Genomic DNA, 16,886 nt, shown 5'->3' on the forward strand with positions numbered 1-16,886 from the left:
TGGCGCGGTCGGCTCAGCCGGCACCGAAACAGACGAAGCTCGAGGGCTGATTGCCGCGTACGGCCTCAGCCAGTGCTGCCGCCGGCAATCGGCCCGCGACGACCGCCCGATGATATGCCGCCATGATCTCCATGGCCGCCTCGTCGGCGACCCGGCTGACGCTCGCGACGACCGTGGCGGTGCCTGCGGCGAGCAGGGCGGTCGGCATGCCGAGCGCCTCGTCGCCGTGCCGCACGTCGGTCAGGCCCAGGTCGCAGCAGGACAGGACCACGGTACGCGGCGCGTTCCGCAGTTCCTGCACGTCGTATCCCAGCAACGGGCCGCCGGCCAGCTCCAGCGTGGAGAACAGCGGGTTCTCGGTCTGGTGCTGCCCATGCGCCGCCACATGGGCGAGGCCGGCGCCGGCCATCGCCGCGAGGGTCGCCGCCGGGGTCGCCTCCGCCCCGGCGAGCAGAACGGCGCCCGGGTGCAGCGACGCCACGACCCGCGCCTCCGCCTGCCCCCGGGGGATTCCCGGTCCCGCCACCACCGTCACCGCCGCCGACCCGGCCGTGGGCCCGCCGGCCTTCAGGCGACGCCGGGCGGCCAGCCAGACCCCGACCGACGGCGTCACCGTGACCGGCCGGGACACGCACGCTGGCAGGGCATGCCACGGCGTGGTCAGCAACAGCCCGGTCGGGACCAGCACCAGGTCCCGGTCGCCGACCAGCGCAAGCACCGGGTCGAGCAGCATCGACTCCACGTGGTCGGCGTCCTGCCGCGTAGCGGCGCGGACCACCGCCGCCAGCCGGGCGGGCATGGACCGGCCCGCCTGCGCGTCCAGGTCGGCGCGTAGTCGTCGTACCGCCTCCTCGGCCAGGCCGCGGTCGCCAAGTACCACCACCGAGGTCGCCCGGTCAGTGACCACCAGCGCGCGCAGGATGTCCCCGGCGGCCACGTACACCACGAGCGCCGCGCCAGCCAGCTCCGCCGTCACGGCGCTCAGCGGCGCCGGCGTCGTCGGCGCCGCGTCCCGGGGGCCCGGCGTCGCCCAGGCGCGCTCCCGGATCATCCGCTGGAGCGCCTCCAACCGACTGTGGAAGGCCAAGGTCGGGCGCCCCGCGAGTTCTGCCTGCCGGACGCGGTGCTGTAGCTGGCGCAGCTCTTCCAGCGCCTCGGCGGCGACCGGGTCGTCGGGCGGCCGCACCGGCGGCAGCAGCAGCGCCTGGGCCCGCGCCCGCTCGGACCACCGGTAGACGGCGATGGCGGAGCCCTCTGCCAACGCTGCGGCGAGCCCCGCCCGGGCCAGGTCGCGGCCGTGCACCGCGGCCCCGGTCTGCAGGTCGGCGCAGCCGAACCGGGCGCGGTGCCGGTGCAGAGCAGCCATTCCGGCCAACAGACTCCGCCGCGCCTCGGCCGACCGGCCGGCCGAGGCCGCCACCTCCGCACGGGCCATGTGCCAGAGCAGGCGCGTGTCGAGCCGATCGGTCCGTCGCGGTCCGGACTGTCGCCCGATCAGCTCCGCCGCCCGGCGGGGTCGGCCCGCGGCCACCAGCGCCCGGGCCTTGACCAGACCGGCGACCCGAGCATCCTCAGGCAGCCCGAGCCGGGCCAACCGGCCGGCCAGCACCCCGGCGCGCCGGGCCACCGTCGCCTGGTCGACCTCGCTGACCGCCTGGTCGGCGCGGAGCTCGAACAGGGCAGCCAGGGCCGCACGGCGGACGTTCGTACGGCCGAGGAAAGCGACCCGGGCACGTCGGGCCCACCGCGCGGCAGCGACCGGTTCGCCGGCAAGCAGGGCCGCCTCCGCACGAACCTGAAGGGCATCGGCGTACGTGTGTCCGAGCTGCTGCTGCGCCGCCCGCTCCACCGCGCTGGCGAGTTGCCGTTCGGCCTCGCGGTACAGCCCGGCCGCGACCAGCGCGCGAGCCCGTTCCACGGCCAGGTTGGCGAGCCGGCCCGGCGCGAGCACCTGGTAGTCGGCGTCGGACTGGGCGAAGGCACGCAGCGCGGCGGGCAGGTCACCGGCGATCACGTCCAGACAACCCAGGTTCGTCCGCGCCATGGCCACGTGCAGACCGAGCCCGTACCGGGCGGCGACCTCCGCGCAGCGCCGCAGGTCGGCGCGGGCGAGCCGGACGTTGCCCGCCTCCACGTGCACGAGGCCGCGATTGTTGAGCGCCTTGACCAGATCAAGCGGGTAGGTGAGGTCGCTCAACAGGTCGATGGACTCGTCGTACTGACTAAGCGCCTCCGCGTTACGGCCGCTGCGCTTGAGGAGCAGGGCCCGCTGGCCGAGCAGGATCGGCCGCTGCGGCGCAGCCGCGAGTGCCTCGGCCTCGTCCAGCAGCCGAAAGCCCAGCTCCACCCGGCTTCGCTCGGACTCCGCCCAGGCGAGGCTGATCAGCAGGCGGACGTGGATGTCACGCAGGGCCGGGTGGCGCTTGGCCAGCCGTAGGCCCGCCCGCAGTTCGCGGGCAGCCCGCCCCGGCTGACCGGCGTCGCTCGACGCCAGGCCCGCCGCGTGCCAGCGGATGGCCCGCCGGGCGAGGGTGGCCGGGCGCATGTCACAGGGTGAGGGCCGGCGTGACCACCTGCGGCGCGTGCTCACCCCGCGCCGGGTGCACCACCACCTGCGCCAGACCGTGCGGCACGCCGTCCAGCACAAACCGGCCCGACGCGTCGGACTCCACCGTCCGGGGCGGGTCGGGCGCGGGGTACCGCAGCTCGACCCGTACGGCGGCGCCCGGCGCGAGCCAGCCGTCGATCCGGACCATGCCGTCGGACCGGTCCACGATCGTGATCATCACGGTCCGGCTCTGCGCGTCGAACGTCAGGGTGCGGGTCCGTTCCGTGCCCCGCACCGCGCCGACCAGTTGCTCTTCGCGCAGCCGAGCAACCTCCCGGTCGACGTCGTCGAGGGCCAGCACAAGGCGTACCCGGTCGTCGAGGTCGGACGGCGGCGGGTCGAGCCGGGTGAGCACCGCGGCGAGCTGGTCCAGAATCGCCTGGTCCAGGTCGTCGAACGGCTGGTCGGCGGGGTCCGGGGCGGTCATGTCGGGCTCCACGTCGAGTCGGCGGTCAGCATCTCCCGCAGCTTCGCCAGGCACCGCCCGCGGGTCGGCCCGATGCTGCCGCGCGGCATGCCCAACGCCTCGGCCACCACTGTGTAGTCCGGGCGCTCGACGTGCGCGACGATCCGCAGCAGCGCCCGGCACCGCTGTGGCAGCCGCGCGACGTGCCGCCACAGCGCCCGGTCACGTTCGTCGGACAGCAGCAGGTCGGCCGGGCCGGGATCCGGGTCGGGCGAGGACTCCAGCCTCGCCGCATCGTGCGGCGTCTGCCGCTGGGCGAGCCCACGCACCCGCCAGGACTCCCGGCGGGTGGTGGTCACCAGCCACGCGGTGAGCGCGTTCGAAGACCGTATGGTGTGCAGTCCGCGTACCAACTCCAGCCAGGTCGTCTGGACGACGTCGGCGGCCTCGTCGGCGTCGAGGCCCTGTGCCCTGGCGACGTGCCACAGCAGCGGGTTGAGGTCCCGAACCACCTCGTCGAGGGCGTTCCGGTCGCCCGCCCTGGCTCGGTCGAGGCGCTCGCCGAGGCGTGCCGCGCGGTCGGTCGACGCGCCCGCGCGCTCCACCGGGGTCTTTGGCAGATTGGACATGGCGTCAGTCCGGCAGCCGCACGGGAGCCGGCGCCAGCCTCTGGGCGAGCTGACCCGCGTACCGGGCCGCCGCGAACGACGTACCGCTCCAGTAGGCGTACGCGCCCAGCGCGGTGACCGGCGCCGTGGACAAGGGCATGAGGCTCACCGTGTTGGTGCCCTCGCGCCACTGGCGCACCCACACCCCGTGGTTGCTGTATCGCGCCCGGGTGGTCGGCGAGGCCTGGGCCCCGACGCTGATCACCGTAAGAGTCGGGTCGGCCGCGAAGGCAGCCGGATAGACCGGGCTGTCCGTACCGTCGTTACCGGCCGAGGCGACCACCGGAACGCCCCGGTCCGCCAACCGTTTGAGCGCCTGGCGGACGGGCTCCAACTCTTCGTCCTCACCGGCACCCGGACGGCCGAACGCGGTCAGCACGACGTCGACCCGCTGACCGTCGTCGACCCGGTCCGCCAGCCAGTTCATCGCGTGCGCCGCGTTCAGGTCGCTGACCCGACCGGCGTCGCTCATTACCCGCAACGAGAGGATCCGCGCGTCGGGCGCCTCAAGGCGGACCAGTCCGGCGAGGAAGGTCCCGTGCCCCCAATGACTACCGAAGTCCGGCTGCTCTGTCTCCTCGCTGCGGCTCTCCTGCCCGGCAACCGCCGGAATGGCGCGCGGCGGCGTCCATCCCTGCGCCTCCTCCCAGTACGGCTCGCCGCCGGCCTCGGCCAGCCAGTCGTGCTCGCGTACCCCGGTGTCGAGCAGCGCCACCACGGGTCGCCCGGCCGGAAACTGGCTGGCCGGGCGCCGGGCGGGCTTCGGCGGCATCACGTGCTCGGGCGCCGCGAGCCAGGCGATGGTCCCGTGCCCGCTCTTGCAGCCGCTGGCCCCGAAGTACGGGTAGAGATTCGCCTCCACCCGGGCGTCGTCCTCCACGGTGGCGGCCGTGCACTCGTAGTCGGGCAGACACTCCGGCACGTCGGCGTCGGCGTCGGATCGGCCGGCCAGTCGGCGGCTGGCCCGGGCCACGGCCAACGGGTCACCCTGAACGGGCAGTTCGACCAGGTCGACAGCGGGCGGTGTGGGGGCGGCCGGCGGGGACAACGGCCGGCCCAAACCGGCCTCGGCCAGCAGCCCGTTGAGTCGCTCGACCGTCTCCGGGCGCTCCACCACCCACGCCGGCACGAGCACGACGTCAGGACGGTAAGGGGGGCGCGACACCTGTCCTCCCGGTACTACAGCCGACTCGCTCAGGGCCGCCCCGCGCGCGGCGCGGGTCGGTGGTCACCAGCCCAGTTGAGCACGTTCCGCTGCCGCAGCCAATGGCCCGGCCGGCGCATCGACGATAGCCATCCGACGTGTATCTCGGGGATCAACCCGCTCCCTTATCACGGATGGGCCTGCGCCTGCGGCGTCGGCGCGGGACGCCCCCGCCGGGCTGAAGTCCGACCTTGAGGTGCCCCACACCTGCCAACCGAATACGGCAGAAGCCGGATCCCCGCTAGGTGTTCTGTCCATGGACGTTGGTGACAGGGGTGGGGACCCCGGTCCGAACCGCCTCGATGAAGGCATCAGGTGGCAGGTAGCGATGCTCTTCGACGTAGTGGCCGATCAGGGCCGGTGCGGCGAAGTTCGTCCCGTCCACGGCGGTGAGCCAGATCTCGCCGTTTCCGCGCGCGACATCGGGAGCTTCGGGAAGGCGGATGTCGGCCCGAATCAGGCGCAGAGGCTCGGCCGCTCCCGGGCAGAACTGGCAGTAGTGGTACCCCCGCATGAGCCGCACTGGTTCAGCGCCGAGCCGCGCCAGGCGATCTCGAACGTCTCGCGGGCACGCTCCTTCGGTGAAGGGCATGCTCGAATCCAGCCAACCGACGGCAATGGCGTCCGGGGCGCCCGGGTAGTAGTCATAGGGCGCCAGGTCCGGAATGTACGTCACGCGTCGATCATCGCAGTCGGGCACCGGCCGTGCGAACAACCGAACGACGGTGCGAGCCGCCTGAAGGCGGCCCGCACCATCGACCGAACGCTGGGCGCGTTACGCCCGTGCCGGGATGCTGGTGGGTGGAAGTCCCCGGCCTAGAGGCGGGCCTTCGTCACGCGGGAGGATTCGTACGTCGTGGAGGCCCGGGGTAGGCCCGGCACGGTGGATACGTCCTTGACCAGCATGCCGGTCGTGGCGTCAACGGTCAGCACCTCGCTGCCCTCGCCGCCGAACACCTCGGGGCCGGCGGTGATCGTCAACGTGGCCCTGCCCTGGGTGGTGGAGTTCTCGACGCTGACCGCGGGGATGGTGGACAGCAAACGTAGCACACCGGCCCGGACCTGGGTGTTGCCGTCGCCAGCGGACAGCGCTTGGGTGCTGTACGTCCACAGGGCGTTGTCGAAGTGCCGCTGAACGGCCTGCGGGCTGTACGGCTTCGGCTTGGCGTGGCCGCCCTTCTGCTTGATGATCACCTGGGCGTCCGCCTGCTGCTTGTCCCACGCCGCCTGCTGCGCTGCGGGGTCGAGGCCCACCAGCGGATCCTTGGCTGCCTTGAGCATCTGGGTCCGGCCGTCGGCCGGGCTGCTGTCCGCTGCGGCGACGGCTGCCTTGAGCAGCGGTGCGTAGCCGCCGTCCGTCATCTGGTCCTGGTGACGGGCGATCGCACGCTTGATGTCCTTCACGCTGCTGCCGGTATAGATCTCGTGACGGTCGGTGTACAGCGTGTAGACGACCTGCATGGTCTTGGTGCCGTTGACCTGCGTCGCCTTCACCAGCCACGCGTCGCCGGCCGGCGGGGTGACCGTCTTGATGGAACCGGCCAGGGTCATCAGTGGCGCGCGCTCAGCGGACCCGTCGGCGGTGGTCGAGCCCGAGGTGGCGGCCGACGAAGCCTGGCTGGCCTCGGTGCCTCCGGTCGCCGAGGAGTTGAGCACCACAGCGACGACCGCCGCCGCGGCGGCAACCCCCACCCCGGCGCCGATACCCCATCGGCCCGCGATACCGATCCGGCGGCGGCGCTGAAGCGCCGGGCTGGATGCGTCGTCCCGCGTGGTTGTCGTCGTTCGCATGGTTGAAGGTGCCTCCACAGTCGTGTCCTCCGCTGATATCGCGCCCAGCCGCACGGTTGCGGGGTCGGCCATGGCCGCCCGCAGCACCGCCCGCGCCCGCTGATACGCCTCCGGGCGTAGTGGTTCCGCGCTGCCCAACGCACCGACCAGATCGAGCTCGTCGGTCATCGGTGTCTCTCCTTCGCGCTGTTGCGGTCCTTCAGAAGCGCGGACACCCCGGGCGCGTCGCGCAATGCCGTCCTGGCCTGGCTCAGCAGCCGCCGCGCGGTGCCGGCCGGTATGCCGAGTGCCCGCGCGGCGTCGGCTGCCGTCAGGTCCTCCCAGGCGACGAGCCTCAGGACCTCCCGCTCTTCTGGTTTGAGCCGCGTCAGGGCGGACCGGAGCACCGCCCGGGCGTCCACCCCGAGGTCCACCGCCGACCACGGATCCCACCCGGTAGCCGTGTCCGGCACGTCCGCTACCAGGTCCTCGGCGGGCCGGGACCGCCAGTAGCGCCGCAAGCGGTTCAACGCCACCCCGTACAGCCACGGCCGCGCATCGTTGTACGACCGGTCGTACGATCGCCGCGACTCGAACGCCGCAACCCACACCTCGCCCAGGAGATCCTCAGCCGCATCCCGCCCCGCCCGGCGAACGAGGTACGAACCGACGGCGGCCTCATGACGCTCGACCACCTCGACGAAGGCGTCGACATCGCCATCCAGCGACCGGCCTATCAAATCCGCATCCGAAGCCATGGCCCTCCTCGGCACAGTCCGCGCTTCACACTGATATTGCCGATCCGGCGAAAAAGTGTTCAGGCGCCAAGATCCTCACACCTTCGGGGATGTTGTTGCCTCAGCCGCGGCGGAAGCAGCAGCATCCCCGAAGTTGCGCGGATCTTGATGACGGTGCCCGGGGGCGCGGCTGCCAGCCCACATCGGCAGCCTCCCGGCGGGCGGCCCGGACAGAGGTGGCGGACGGCGAGCCACAGCCACGACCATGACGCAGCCCGAGGGTCGCAGAGCGTTACGGCCTCGGCATGGATCGGAAACAGTGCCGGGCAAGCATCGGACGGGTGAGCGCATCGTCCATGATCGATACGCACTGCCCCTACTGCGCCATGCAGTGCGGGGTATCGCTGACGATCGGCGACGGTCCGCCTCAGCTGGCGCCCACCGAATTCCCGGTCAACAGGGGCGGGCTGTGCGCCAAGGGATGGACGGCCGCCGAGCTTCTCGACCACGGCGACCGGCTGCTGAGCCCGCTCGTCCGCAAGGATCCCGGCGATCGCACCAGCCCGTTGCGACCGGCAGACTGGGACGAGGCCCTCGACCGTATCGTCGACGCCATCCGCGCCGGCCAGCACCGGTACGGCCCGGACAGCGTCGGGGCCTTCGGTGGCGGCGGGCTGACCAACGAGAAGGCGTACGCGCTGGGCAAGTTCGTCCGGGTGGCGCTGCGGTCGGCGTCGATCGACTACAACGGCCGGTTCTGCATGTCGTCCGCGGCGACCGCTTCGAACCGATCCCTCGGGATCGACCGTGGCCTGCCGTTCCCGCTGGCCGACATCGCCCAGGCGCAGGCTGTGCTGTTGGTCGGTGCCAATCCGGCCGACGCGCTGCCGCCGTCGATGCAGTACTTCGACGCCGGACGGGCCGCCGGCGCCCGGCACATCGTCGTCGACCCCCGCCGTACGACCACCGCGGGCGGCGCTCATCTCCACCTGCAGCCACTGCCGGGCACGGACCTCGCACTGGCGAATGGGCTGCTGCACGTCGCGATTCGCGAGGGCCTGGTCGACGAGACGTACGTACGCGACCGCACGAGCGGCTTCGACGCGGTCCGGGCCACCGTCGCGGCGTACTGGCCGGACCGGGTGGAGCGGATGACCGGGGTACCGGAACGGGACCTGCGGGAGACGGTACGGCTGCTGGCGGCCGCCACGTCGGCGATGGTGCTCACCGCCCGTGGCGCCGAGCAGCACAGCAACGGCACCGACACGGCGCAGGCGTACCTCAATCTGGCCCTCGCCCTGGGACTGCCCGGACGGCCTTTTTCCGGCTACGGCACGATCACCGGGCAGGGCAACGGGCAGGGTGGGCGTGAGCATGGCCAGAAGGCCGACCAACTGCCCGGCTACCGGCGCCTGGACGACCCTGCGGCGCGCGCACACGTCGCGGCCGTCTGGGGCATCGACCCGGACGAGCTGCCCCGGCCGGGCCGGTCGGCCTGGGAGATGCTCGACCGGCTCGGGACCGACGACGGAGTACGTGTGCTGCTCGTGTTCGCCAGCAACATCGCCGTGTCGGCGCCGCACGCCAACCGGGTGATGGACCGGCTGCGGGCGCTGGACCTGCTCGTCGTCTCCGACATCTTCCTCTCCGAGACCGCAGCCGTGGCCGACGTGGTGCTGCCCACGACCCAGTGGGCGGAGGAGGACGGCACGATGACGAATCTCGAGGGGCGCGTCATCCGCCGTAAGCGGGTCATGTCACCGCCGCCGCAGGTCCGCACTGATCTGCGGATGCTCGCCGACCTCGCCGGCCGGCTCGGCCGCGGCCGCTACTTCGACGACGATCCGCGCCGCGTCTTCGACGAATTGCGCCGAGCCAGCGCCGGCGGGACAGCCGACTACGCCGGAATCACCTACGAACGCATCGAGGCTGAGCAGGGGGTCTTCTGGCCATGCCCGAGCGAGGACCACCCGGGTACGCCGCGGCTGTTCACCGACCGGTTCCCGACCGCCGATGGGCGGGCGAAGTTCTTCCGGGTGGAGCACCGCGATCCGGCGGAACTGCCCGACGCCGACTACCCGTATGTGCTGACCACCGGCCGCAACATGCAGCAGTACCAGAGCGGCAACCAGACCCGCCGGGTCGGTGCTCTGACCATGGCGCTGCCCGACGCCCGGGCGGAGCTGCACCCGGACCTCGCCCGCCGGCACGGCATCGCCGACAACGACGTGGTGGAACTGCGCAGCCGGCGCGGGCGGGCCTTCTTCCGGGCGCGCCTCACCAACGGCATCCGCCGCGACACCATTTTCGCACCGTTCCACTGGGGCGGCAGCTCCGCCGTGAACGCGCTGACCGACCCGGCGCTGGACCGCCATTCGCGGATGCCGGCCTTCAAGGCCTGCGCGGTGTCGATCGTGCGCGCGGGCGGCCCGGACGACACCGACCTGCTGACCACCCGACCGCCCAACCCAGCGTCTCAATGATCAAGGGAGCATTGCTGTGCACACCACTCCCCGTTTCCTGCAAGGCGTCTACAGCTTTGAGGGCAAGGGTCTCGACCGGCCCGGCCTCGTCGACGGCACGCTCAGCTACGTGGTGCCGGGCGGCGTCGTGGCCCAGCCGGTCTACTTCCGCGGCGGCAATGCCAGTGCTGAGCTGATCTGTGTCCTGCTCATGCGCGACGGCCAGCCGATGCGGTACTTCCCGATCGGCGCCAAGTCCGACGTCCACGTGCCCCTGCGGGTGGTCGAGGACCTCGACTCCGGCACCAGTATCGAGGTACACGTGGCGGCGCCCGCCGGGGTGTCCGGCACCGTGATCGTCGACCTGGGTCTGGTCGAGGTCTGATGGACGTCGTCGACCAGCGCCGACGCCTCGTCGTGGTGGGCAACGGGATGGCCGGCGCCCGCACGGTCGAGGAGATCCTCGAACGCGGCGGGGGCGACCAGTTCGCCATCACGATGTTCGGCGAGGAGCCGTACGGCAACTACAACCGCATCATGCTCTCCAACGTGCTCGCCGGGGCCGACGACGAGGCGGGGATCTTCCTCAACGACTTCTCCTGGTACGCCGAGAACGGCATCACCCTGCACGCCGGCACCCGGGTCACCCGCATCGACCGCTTCGCCCGACGGATCTACGCGGACGACGGCACCGAGACGCCGTACGACAAGCTGATCATCGCCACCGGCAGCCGGGCGTTCGTCCCGCCGATTCCCGGCATCCACCGCCCTGGACGCGGCTACCACCAGGGCGTGTTCGCGTTCCGCACCATCGACGACACCCGCAACATGATCCGGTACGCCCGCGAGCACGAGCGCGCGGTGGTGATCGGCGGCGGTCTGCTCGGTCTGGAGGCCGCGCGCGGCCTGCAGAACCACCTGCCCCACGTGACCCTGGTGCACGCCGGCGACCATCTGATGAACGCCCAGTTGGACGCCCAGGCGGGCGCGATCCTGCGGCGCAGCATCGAGCGACTCGGCATCGAGGTCGTCCTCGGCGCGCACACCACCGAGGTGCTCGGCAAGCACGCCGTGACCGGGGTCAAACTCAAGGATGGCCGGACCATCGCCTGCGACGTCGTCGTCGTGGCCGCCGGCATCCGGGCGAACGCCGAGGTGGCCGCGACCAGCGGGCTGCCGGTGGAGCGGGGCATCGTGGTGGACGACCAGATGCGCGTACAGGACGAGGTCGACATCTACTCGGTCGGCGAGTGCGCCCAGCACCGCGGCGAGACGTACGGCCTGGTGGCTCCGCTGTGGGAGCAGGCTCGGGTGCTCGCCGACCACATCACCGGAGCGAACCCGCACGCGGCGTACCACGGCTCTCGACTGGCCACGAAGCTCAAGGTGGCGGGGGTGGACGTCGCGTCGATGGGCCTGAAGGAGGCGGAACGGGACGACGACGAGACGGTCGTCTTCGCCGAGCCGCGCAAGGGCGTCTACAAGAGCATCATCATCCGCGACGACCGGCTTGTCGGCGCGACTCTCCTCGGCGACGTGCGGAAGGTCGCGTTCCTCGTGCAGGCCTTCGACCGTGGGCTCGCCCTGCCGAAGGAGCGGGTCGAGATGTTGTTCGACCTCGGCGCACCATCGGCGGACGTGAGTGCCGCGGAGCTCGGCGACGACGTGCAGGTGTGCAACTGCAACGGCGTCACCAAGCGGGCGCTGGTCGACACCGTGCAGGGCGGCGTGAAGACGCTCACCGGTGTCATGGACGCCACCCGTGCCGGCAAGGGCTGCGGGTCGTGCAAGGGCCTGGTCGCCCAGATCGTCGAGTGGGCCGCTGACGGCAAGGTCGAGGACGACCCGGCCGCGAGCTGGTATGTCCCCGGTGTGCCGATGCCCAAGGCGGAGCTGATGGCGGTGATCCGCGAACACGGCCTGAAATCCGTCTCCGCGGTGTTCGCCACCCTCGTGCCCGGCGGCGCGGAGGACGCGAAGAGCAAGATGGGCCTGGCCTCGCTGTTGAAGATGATGTGGGGCGACGAGTACGTCGACGAACGCGACGCCCGCTTCATCAACGACCGGGTGCACGCCAACATCCAGCGAGACGGGACCTTCTCGGTCGTCCCCCAGATCAAGGGCGGCGTGACCACCCCGGCGCAGCTCAAGCGGATCGCCGAGGTGGCCGAGAAGTACTCCGTACCCCTGGTCAAGATCACCGGCGGCCAGCGCCTCGACCTGCTCGGCATCCGCAAGGAGGACCTGCCGGGGGTGTGGGCGGACCTCGACATGCCGTCCGGGTACGCCTACGGCAAGAGCTTCCGGACGGTGAAGACCTGCGTCGGCTCGGACTTCTGCCGCTTCGGCGTCGGCGACTCCACCGCTCTCGGCATCGCGATCGAGGACCGGTTCAAGGGCATCGAGGGCCCCGGCAAGATGAAGCTCGCCGTCACCGGCTGCCCCCGTAACTGCGCCGAGGCGTACGTCAAAGATCTTGGTGTTGTCGCCATCGACGGCGGCCGGTGGGAGATCTACGTCGGCGGGGCCGCCGGCGCCCACGTACGCAAGGGTGACCTGCTCGCCGTCGTCGACTCGCCCGCCGAGGTCATCACGCTGACCGGCCGGTTCCTGCAGTACTACCGGGAGAGCGCGAACTGGTTGGAGCGCACGTACGCGTGGGTTCCCCGGCTCGGCATCGACCACATCCGGGCCGTGGTCGTCGACGACAGCGACGGCATCGCGGCGCGGCTCGACGCGACCATGGACGCCTCCGTGGCCGCCTACCGCGACCCGTGGCTGGAGCGGCGCGACCCGGTCACTCCCGGGCAGTTCCGTACCTCCCTGCCATTGGCGGTCCTGCCCCAGGTGCCGGTCAACGGCGCCGGTCCGGCATCCGCGAGGCCGGCGTGATGGCCAAGCTCGTCGCCGTGGAACACCGGCTCGGGCCGGTGGACGAGATCCCCCACGGGGAGGGGCGCGCCTACGCCGTGGGGGCCGACATGATCGCCGTCTTCCGGCTGCGTGACGGCAGCCTCCGCGCGGTGTCGGCGGTCTGCCCGCACGCCGGCGGACCGCTCGCGGACGGCCTGGTGGATACGAAGGTCGTCGTCTGCCCTCTGCATCAGAACAGCTTCGACCTGGCGACCGGCTGTTCAACCACCGGGCAGTCTCCACTCACCGTGTACCCGGTCCGTGCCGACCCCGACGGACGCCTGGTGGTGGGCCTGCCGCCCACCTGAGCGACCGATCGACCAGGGTGTCGAGCCGACCGACGACCTTCACCGGGAGGAACCATGACCACGACCGTTCCCGGCAGCATCGAGCAGGACCGGCGCAGCCTGACCCTTCGCGGACACTGGATCGACGACTGGCGGCCCGAGGATCCCGTCTTCTGGGAGCGCCGGGGATCCCGCATCGCCCGACGCAACCTGATCTTCTCGATCTACTCGGAACACATCGGCTTCTCCATCTGGACCATGTGGTCGGTGCTGGTGCTCTTCCTTGGGCCGCAGTACGGCATCGACCCGGCCGGGAAATTCCTGCTCACCGCCGTGCCCGCGCTGGTCGGGTCGGTGCTGCGGATCCCGTACACCCTTGCCGTGGCCCGGTTCGGCGGCCGCAACTGGACGATCATCAGCGCGTCGCTGCTGCTGATCCCGAGCCTGCTCGGCGCTCTCCTGATCCAGCCCGGCGTCTCGTACTCGACGCTGCTGCTCATCGCCGCGCTGGCCGGCGTCGGCGGCGGGAACTTCGCCAGCTCGATGGCGAACATCAACGCGTTCTACCCGGACCGGCTCAAGGGCTGGGCGCTCGGCGTCAACGCCGGCGGCGGCAACCTCGGCGTCGCCGCGGTCCAACTCGTCGGCCTGTTCGTGCTGGCGGTTCTGGGGGCGGGCAGTCCCGGCATCGTCGCCGGCATCTACCTTCCGGCGATCGTGCTGGCCGCACTCGGATCCGCGATGTTCATGGACAACCTCAGCCATGCCCGCAACGAGAAACGGGCCATGCGCGACGTCACCCGCGAACCGCACACCTGGATCATGTCCCTGCTCTACATCGGCACGTTCGGGTCGTTCATCGGCTTCGGGTTCGCCTTCGGCCAGGTGCTTCAGGTGCAGTTCGCCGACACCTTCGACACCCCGGTGAAGGCCGCGTACCTGACGTTCCTCGGACCGCTGCTCGGCTCGCTCATCCGTCCCGTGGGCGGTGTCCTGGCCGACCGGCTCGGCGGGGCCCGGGTCACCTTCGTGAACTTCGTGGCGATGGCGGTCGGCGCGTCGATCGTCCTGCTCGCCTCCCAGCGACACTCGCTGCCGTTGTACCTGGTCGGCTTCATCGCGCTCTTCGTGTTCAGCGGCGTCGGCAACGGCTCGACGTACAAGATGATCCCGGCGATCTTCCGGGCCAGGTGCGGTGTGCAGTTGACCGCCGCCGGCGCGGCCGACCCGCACGACCGGGCGGCCGAGCACGAGGCGCGGCGCCTCTCCGGCGCGCTCATCGGCGTCGCCGGTGCCATCGGCGCGTTCGGCGGAGTCCTCGTCAATCTTGCCTTCCGGCAGTCGTTCCTGACCTACCAGACCGCGGATGCGGCCTACATCGCCTTCATCGCCTTCTACGCGATCTGCTTCGTCATCACCTGGTTCGTGTACCTGCGCCCGTCGTCCGCTCGGCTCCAGGGCGTCTGACGGCGACGACCCGGGCGGTCGTCGCCCTGACCGGAGCTGTCGGTCGGTTCACCGACCCGCTCGGGTGCGTACCGCCCGGACGGCCAGCACCAGCGTCGCCACGATCGGCGCGTAGACCAGCAGGGCCGTCACCAGACCCCACCACAGCCTCGCGCTGCCCACCCCGGCGGCGAACCCGTCGGCCGCCCAGGTGGCGACGTAGCGCAGCAGCGGCAGGTAGAACAGCACGAAGTAGCCGGCGGCGAGCAGGCACCCGGCGAGCCAGACCCAGCGGAACCAGGTGCCCACCCGCACGTCGTGCGGGTCGGCCCGGTCCAGCTCGGCGCGCTGCCGCTCGTCGAGCCGGCCGAAGGCCCGCCGCAGCAGCAGGGACTTGACCCGCCACAGGTCACGGCAGCCGATCGCGGTGACCAGGACGGCGTACAGGTCGGTGCGCAGGAAGATCATGCACTGCCAGAGCGTGCTGGCCACCAGGACGAAGACCAGCGCCGGGAGCGGGCGTACCGGCCCGAGGACGAGCTGCCCGACCAGTAACGCCGCGAGCAGGACCATGTCGACGGCCAGCCCGGCGAGCTGTGGGCCGTAGCGTTGGCGGCGCGGCACGCTCCACAGTTGCGACAGGTCGGTCTCGAAGACCAGGAAGAACAACCGCCGGTCGATGCCGAAGCGGGTCCGCAGGTCCAGGGCGCGCGCGGCCAGCCAGTGCCACGCCTCGTGCACGGCGACCAGGGCGTACGTGACCGGCAGCATGATCAGCAGGCTGGTGCCGACGTCACCGGTGAGCAGGAGATCGGCCGGTCGGGGCCAGAGGTCCGGGCGTACCAGGAGGCACGCCACCACCCCGATCGCGGCGGCGGCGTAGACCACCCACGCCACCCGGGAGAACAGCGGCCGAACCAGTGCCGCCGGAGGGCCGCCGGTCCAGGAGCGTTGCTGCACGGCGGCGGTCGGCACCGGCACGGGCGCCTGGTCGCTGTCCACGAACCCCAGCTCGGTCAGGACGGCGACGAAGTCGTCCACGTCCACCGGCTCGCCCGCGAACGCCTCGCCCCGTTCGGCGGCCTCGGCGAGCGTGGCCCCCTCCAGCAACGCCCGGATGACGACGCCACCCACCGCGGGCATCGCGACGTAGGTGCCCCGCTCCGGGTCGCCGACGAGGACGTCAGTGCCCTCCTCGACGACCGTCAGCGGGCGCAGCCGTACCGTGCTCGTGGTGTCGGTCATGACGCGGTGGCGGCGGTGCGGGCGCCGGCCGTCGCGCACATCGCGCAGTCCGCGTCGCGTGGCCACGGCTCGCGGCTGGGTCGGCAGCCCGCCGAGAGGTCCACCAGCACCTCGGCGCCCGCCGCGTACGGCGGTTCGTAGCCGGTCAGGTAGCGCAGCGCCTCGAACGCCACGAGGGACCCGACCAGCGCGGCCGACGGCCCGTTGGCCCGGTTGAGGCGGGAGATGCGGGCGCTGAGCCGTTGCGCGGTCATGGCGGCCGGCTCCAGCACCGACGCCGGGACGTCCCGGCCATCGCCGTAGGCGCGGACCCGGCATTCGTAGCAGGCACTGCGGCCCGGGTCGACGGAGAAGTAGATGAGCTGGGAGCCGACCATGCCGCCCCGGATCCAGGGCACCCCGGCGCGCAGGCACGCCTCGTTGACCCAGTTGTCGATCCGTTCGCCCTGGTCGACGCCGGACACCACCAGGTCGACGCCGGGCAGCAGGTCCGCGATGTCGTCGGGGCCGCCGATCCAGCGGCGTACCGCCTCGACGGTGATGCCGGAGTGGAAGGCGCGCACCCAGTCGGCGGCGCGGTCGACCTTGGTGGCGCCGAGGTCCGCCTCCCGGTACAGGAACTGCCGGGCGAGGTTGCGCGGCTCCACCTCGTCGGCGTCGACCAGGGTGAGCCGGCCGACGCCGAGGCCGGCCAGGTTCTGCAGCACGTTGGAGCCGAGCCCGCCGGTGCCCAGTTGCAGGACGTGGGCGTCGCGCACCCGCCGCTGCAGGTCGGCCTCGCTGGTCTCCAGGGTCGCGTACAGCTCGAAGAAGGCGAGGTTGCTGAAGTCCCGGCCGACCCGGGCGCGGTCGACGTGCCGGTCGAGGTCCCGCAGCAACCGAAGGCCGTCGAGCGCCGCCAGGGCGCCACTGAGGTCGTCGGTGCTCACCTCGACCCCGTCGGCGGCGAGGGCGGCACGTAGCTCGGCGACCGTTCCGGGCTGATTGGACAGTACGGTGAGCAGCCGTTCCACCTGGCCGTCCGGGTCGTCGAGCTGCACCGAGCGGCTCGGGTCGCAGACGACGACCAGACCGTCGCCGACACGCTCCCACTCGCAGGGCTTGAGGCCGACGCGCATGACAAACCTCCGGGTCCGAGGA

Annotated in this window: 14 protein-coding genes; 5 read left to right on the forward strand and 9 right to left on the reverse strand. The window is 71.8% G+C overall.

All coding sequences use genetic code 11. From position 1 onward, the window contains the following. Positions 1-13: 13 nt before the first annotated feature. The 7 genes from AB0B55_RS24395 to AB0B55_RS24425 form a co-directional block, all read right to left on the reverse strand. Positions 14-2,545: a CHAT domain-containing protein gene (locus AB0B55_RS24395; RefSeq protein WP_357174025.1), complete on the reverse strand. Its 2,532-nt coding sequence runs from the start codon at positions 2,543-2,545 to the stop codon at positions 14-16. A gap of 1 nt (position 2,546) precedes the next feature. Continuing rightward, entirely contained in the window at positions 2,547-3,035 is a 489-nt protein-coding gene (locus tag AB0B55_RS24400) for a hypothetical protein (RefSeq protein ID WP_357134549.1), read from the reverse strand. Further along, positions 3,032-3,643, reverse strand: coding sequence for a sigma-70 family RNA polymerase sigma factor (locus tag AB0B55_RS24405; RefSeq protein WP_357134551.1), 612 nt, complete (start codon positions 3,641-3,643; stop codon positions 3,032-3,034). The genes AB0B55_RS24400 and AB0B55_RS24405 overlap by 4 nt, the downstream gene beginning before the upstream one ends. Positions 3,644-3,647: 4 nt before the next feature. Beyond that, complete coding sequence (locus AB0B55_RS24410; protein ID WP_357174028.1) at positions 3,648-4,817, reverse strand: S8 family serine peptidase; 1,170 nt, start codon at positions 4,815-4,817, stop codon at positions 3,648-3,650. Positions 4,818-5,127: 310 nt separating this feature from the next. After that, positions 5,128-5,562 carry a hypothetical protein gene (locus AB0B55_RS24415; RefSeq protein ID WP_357174031.1) on the reverse strand — a complete coding sequence of 145 codons (435 nt, stop codon included), beginning with the start codon at positions 5,560-5,562 and terminating at the stop codon, positions 5,128-5,130. A gap of 140 nt (positions 5,563-5,702) precedes the next feature. Beyond that, positions 5,703-6,845 (reverse strand): hypothetical protein, encoded by a 1,143-nt coding sequence (locus AB0B55_RS24420; RefSeq protein WP_357174034.1) that lies wholly within the window; start codon positions 6,843-6,845, stop codon positions 5,703-5,705. Then, positions 6,842-7,414 carry a sigma-70 family RNA polymerase sigma factor gene (locus tag AB0B55_RS24425; RefSeq protein ID WP_357134557.1) on the reverse strand — a complete coding sequence of 191 codons (573 nt, stop codon included), beginning with the start codon at positions 7,412-7,414 and terminating at the stop codon, positions 6,842-6,844. Before AB0B55_RS24425 ends, AB0B55_RS24420 begins: the two co-directional genes overlap by 4 nt. 335 nt (positions 7,415-7,749) lie before the next feature. Between AB0B55_RS24425 and AB0B55_RS24430 the strand changes: the two genes are divergently transcribed. The 5 genes from AB0B55_RS24430 to AB0B55_RS24450 are packed head-to-tail and all read left to right on the forward strand — an operon-like array spanning position 7,750 to position 14,522. Next, entirely contained in the window at positions 7,750-9,876 is a 2,127-nt protein-coding gene (locus tag AB0B55_RS24430) for a molybdopterin oxidoreductase family protein (protein WP_357174259.1), read from the forward strand. A gap of 16 nt (positions 9,877-9,892) precedes the next feature. After that, complete coding sequence (locus AB0B55_RS24435; protein ID WP_357134558.1) at positions 9,893-10,240, forward strand: molybdopterin oxidoreductase; 348 nt, start codon at positions 9,893-9,895, stop codon at positions 10,238-10,240. After that, on the forward strand, positions 10,240-12,747 hold the full coding sequence (nirB, locus tag AB0B55_RS24440; RefSeq protein ID WP_357174037.1) for a nitrite reductase large subunit NirB: 2,508 nt from the start codon (positions 10,240-10,242) through the stop codon (positions 12,745-12,747). The genes AB0B55_RS24435 and nirB overlap by 1 nt, the downstream gene beginning before the upstream one ends. Continuing rightward, positions 12,747-13,076 carry a Rieske (2Fe-2S) protein gene (locus tag AB0B55_RS24445; RefSeq protein ID WP_357134562.1) on the forward strand — a complete coding sequence of 110 codons (330 nt, stop codon included), beginning with the start codon at positions 12,747-12,749 and terminating at the stop codon, positions 13,074-13,076. The genes nirB and AB0B55_RS24445 overlap by 1 nt, the downstream gene beginning before the upstream one ends. A gap of 54 nt (positions 13,077-13,130) precedes the next feature. Further along, on the forward strand, positions 13,131-14,522 hold the full coding sequence (locus AB0B55_RS24450; protein WP_357174039.1) for a nitrate/nitrite transporter: 1,392 nt from the start codon (positions 13,131-13,133) through the stop codon (positions 14,520-14,522). Between the two features lie 48 nt (positions 14,523-14,570). On the opposite strand, the gene AB0B55_RS24455 is transcribed toward AB0B55_RS24450, so the two are convergent. Then, entirely contained in the window at positions 14,571-15,746 is a 1,176-nt protein-coding gene (locus tag AB0B55_RS24455; RefSeq protein ID WP_357134565.1) for a hypothetical protein, read from the reverse strand. Then, positions 15,743-16,864, reverse strand: coding sequence for a ThiF family adenylyltransferase (locus AB0B55_RS24460; RefSeq protein WP_357174041.1), 1,122 nt, complete (start codon positions 16,862-16,864; stop codon positions 15,743-15,745). The genes AB0B55_RS24455 and AB0B55_RS24460 overlap by 4 nt, the downstream gene beginning before the upstream one ends. Positions 16,865-16,886 lie beyond the last annotated feature (22 nt).

Source organism: Micromonospora sp. NPDC049107 (assembly GCF_040648595.1).
Lineage (GTDB): Bacteria > Actinomycetota > Actinomycetes > Mycobacteriales > Micromonosporaceae > Micromonospora.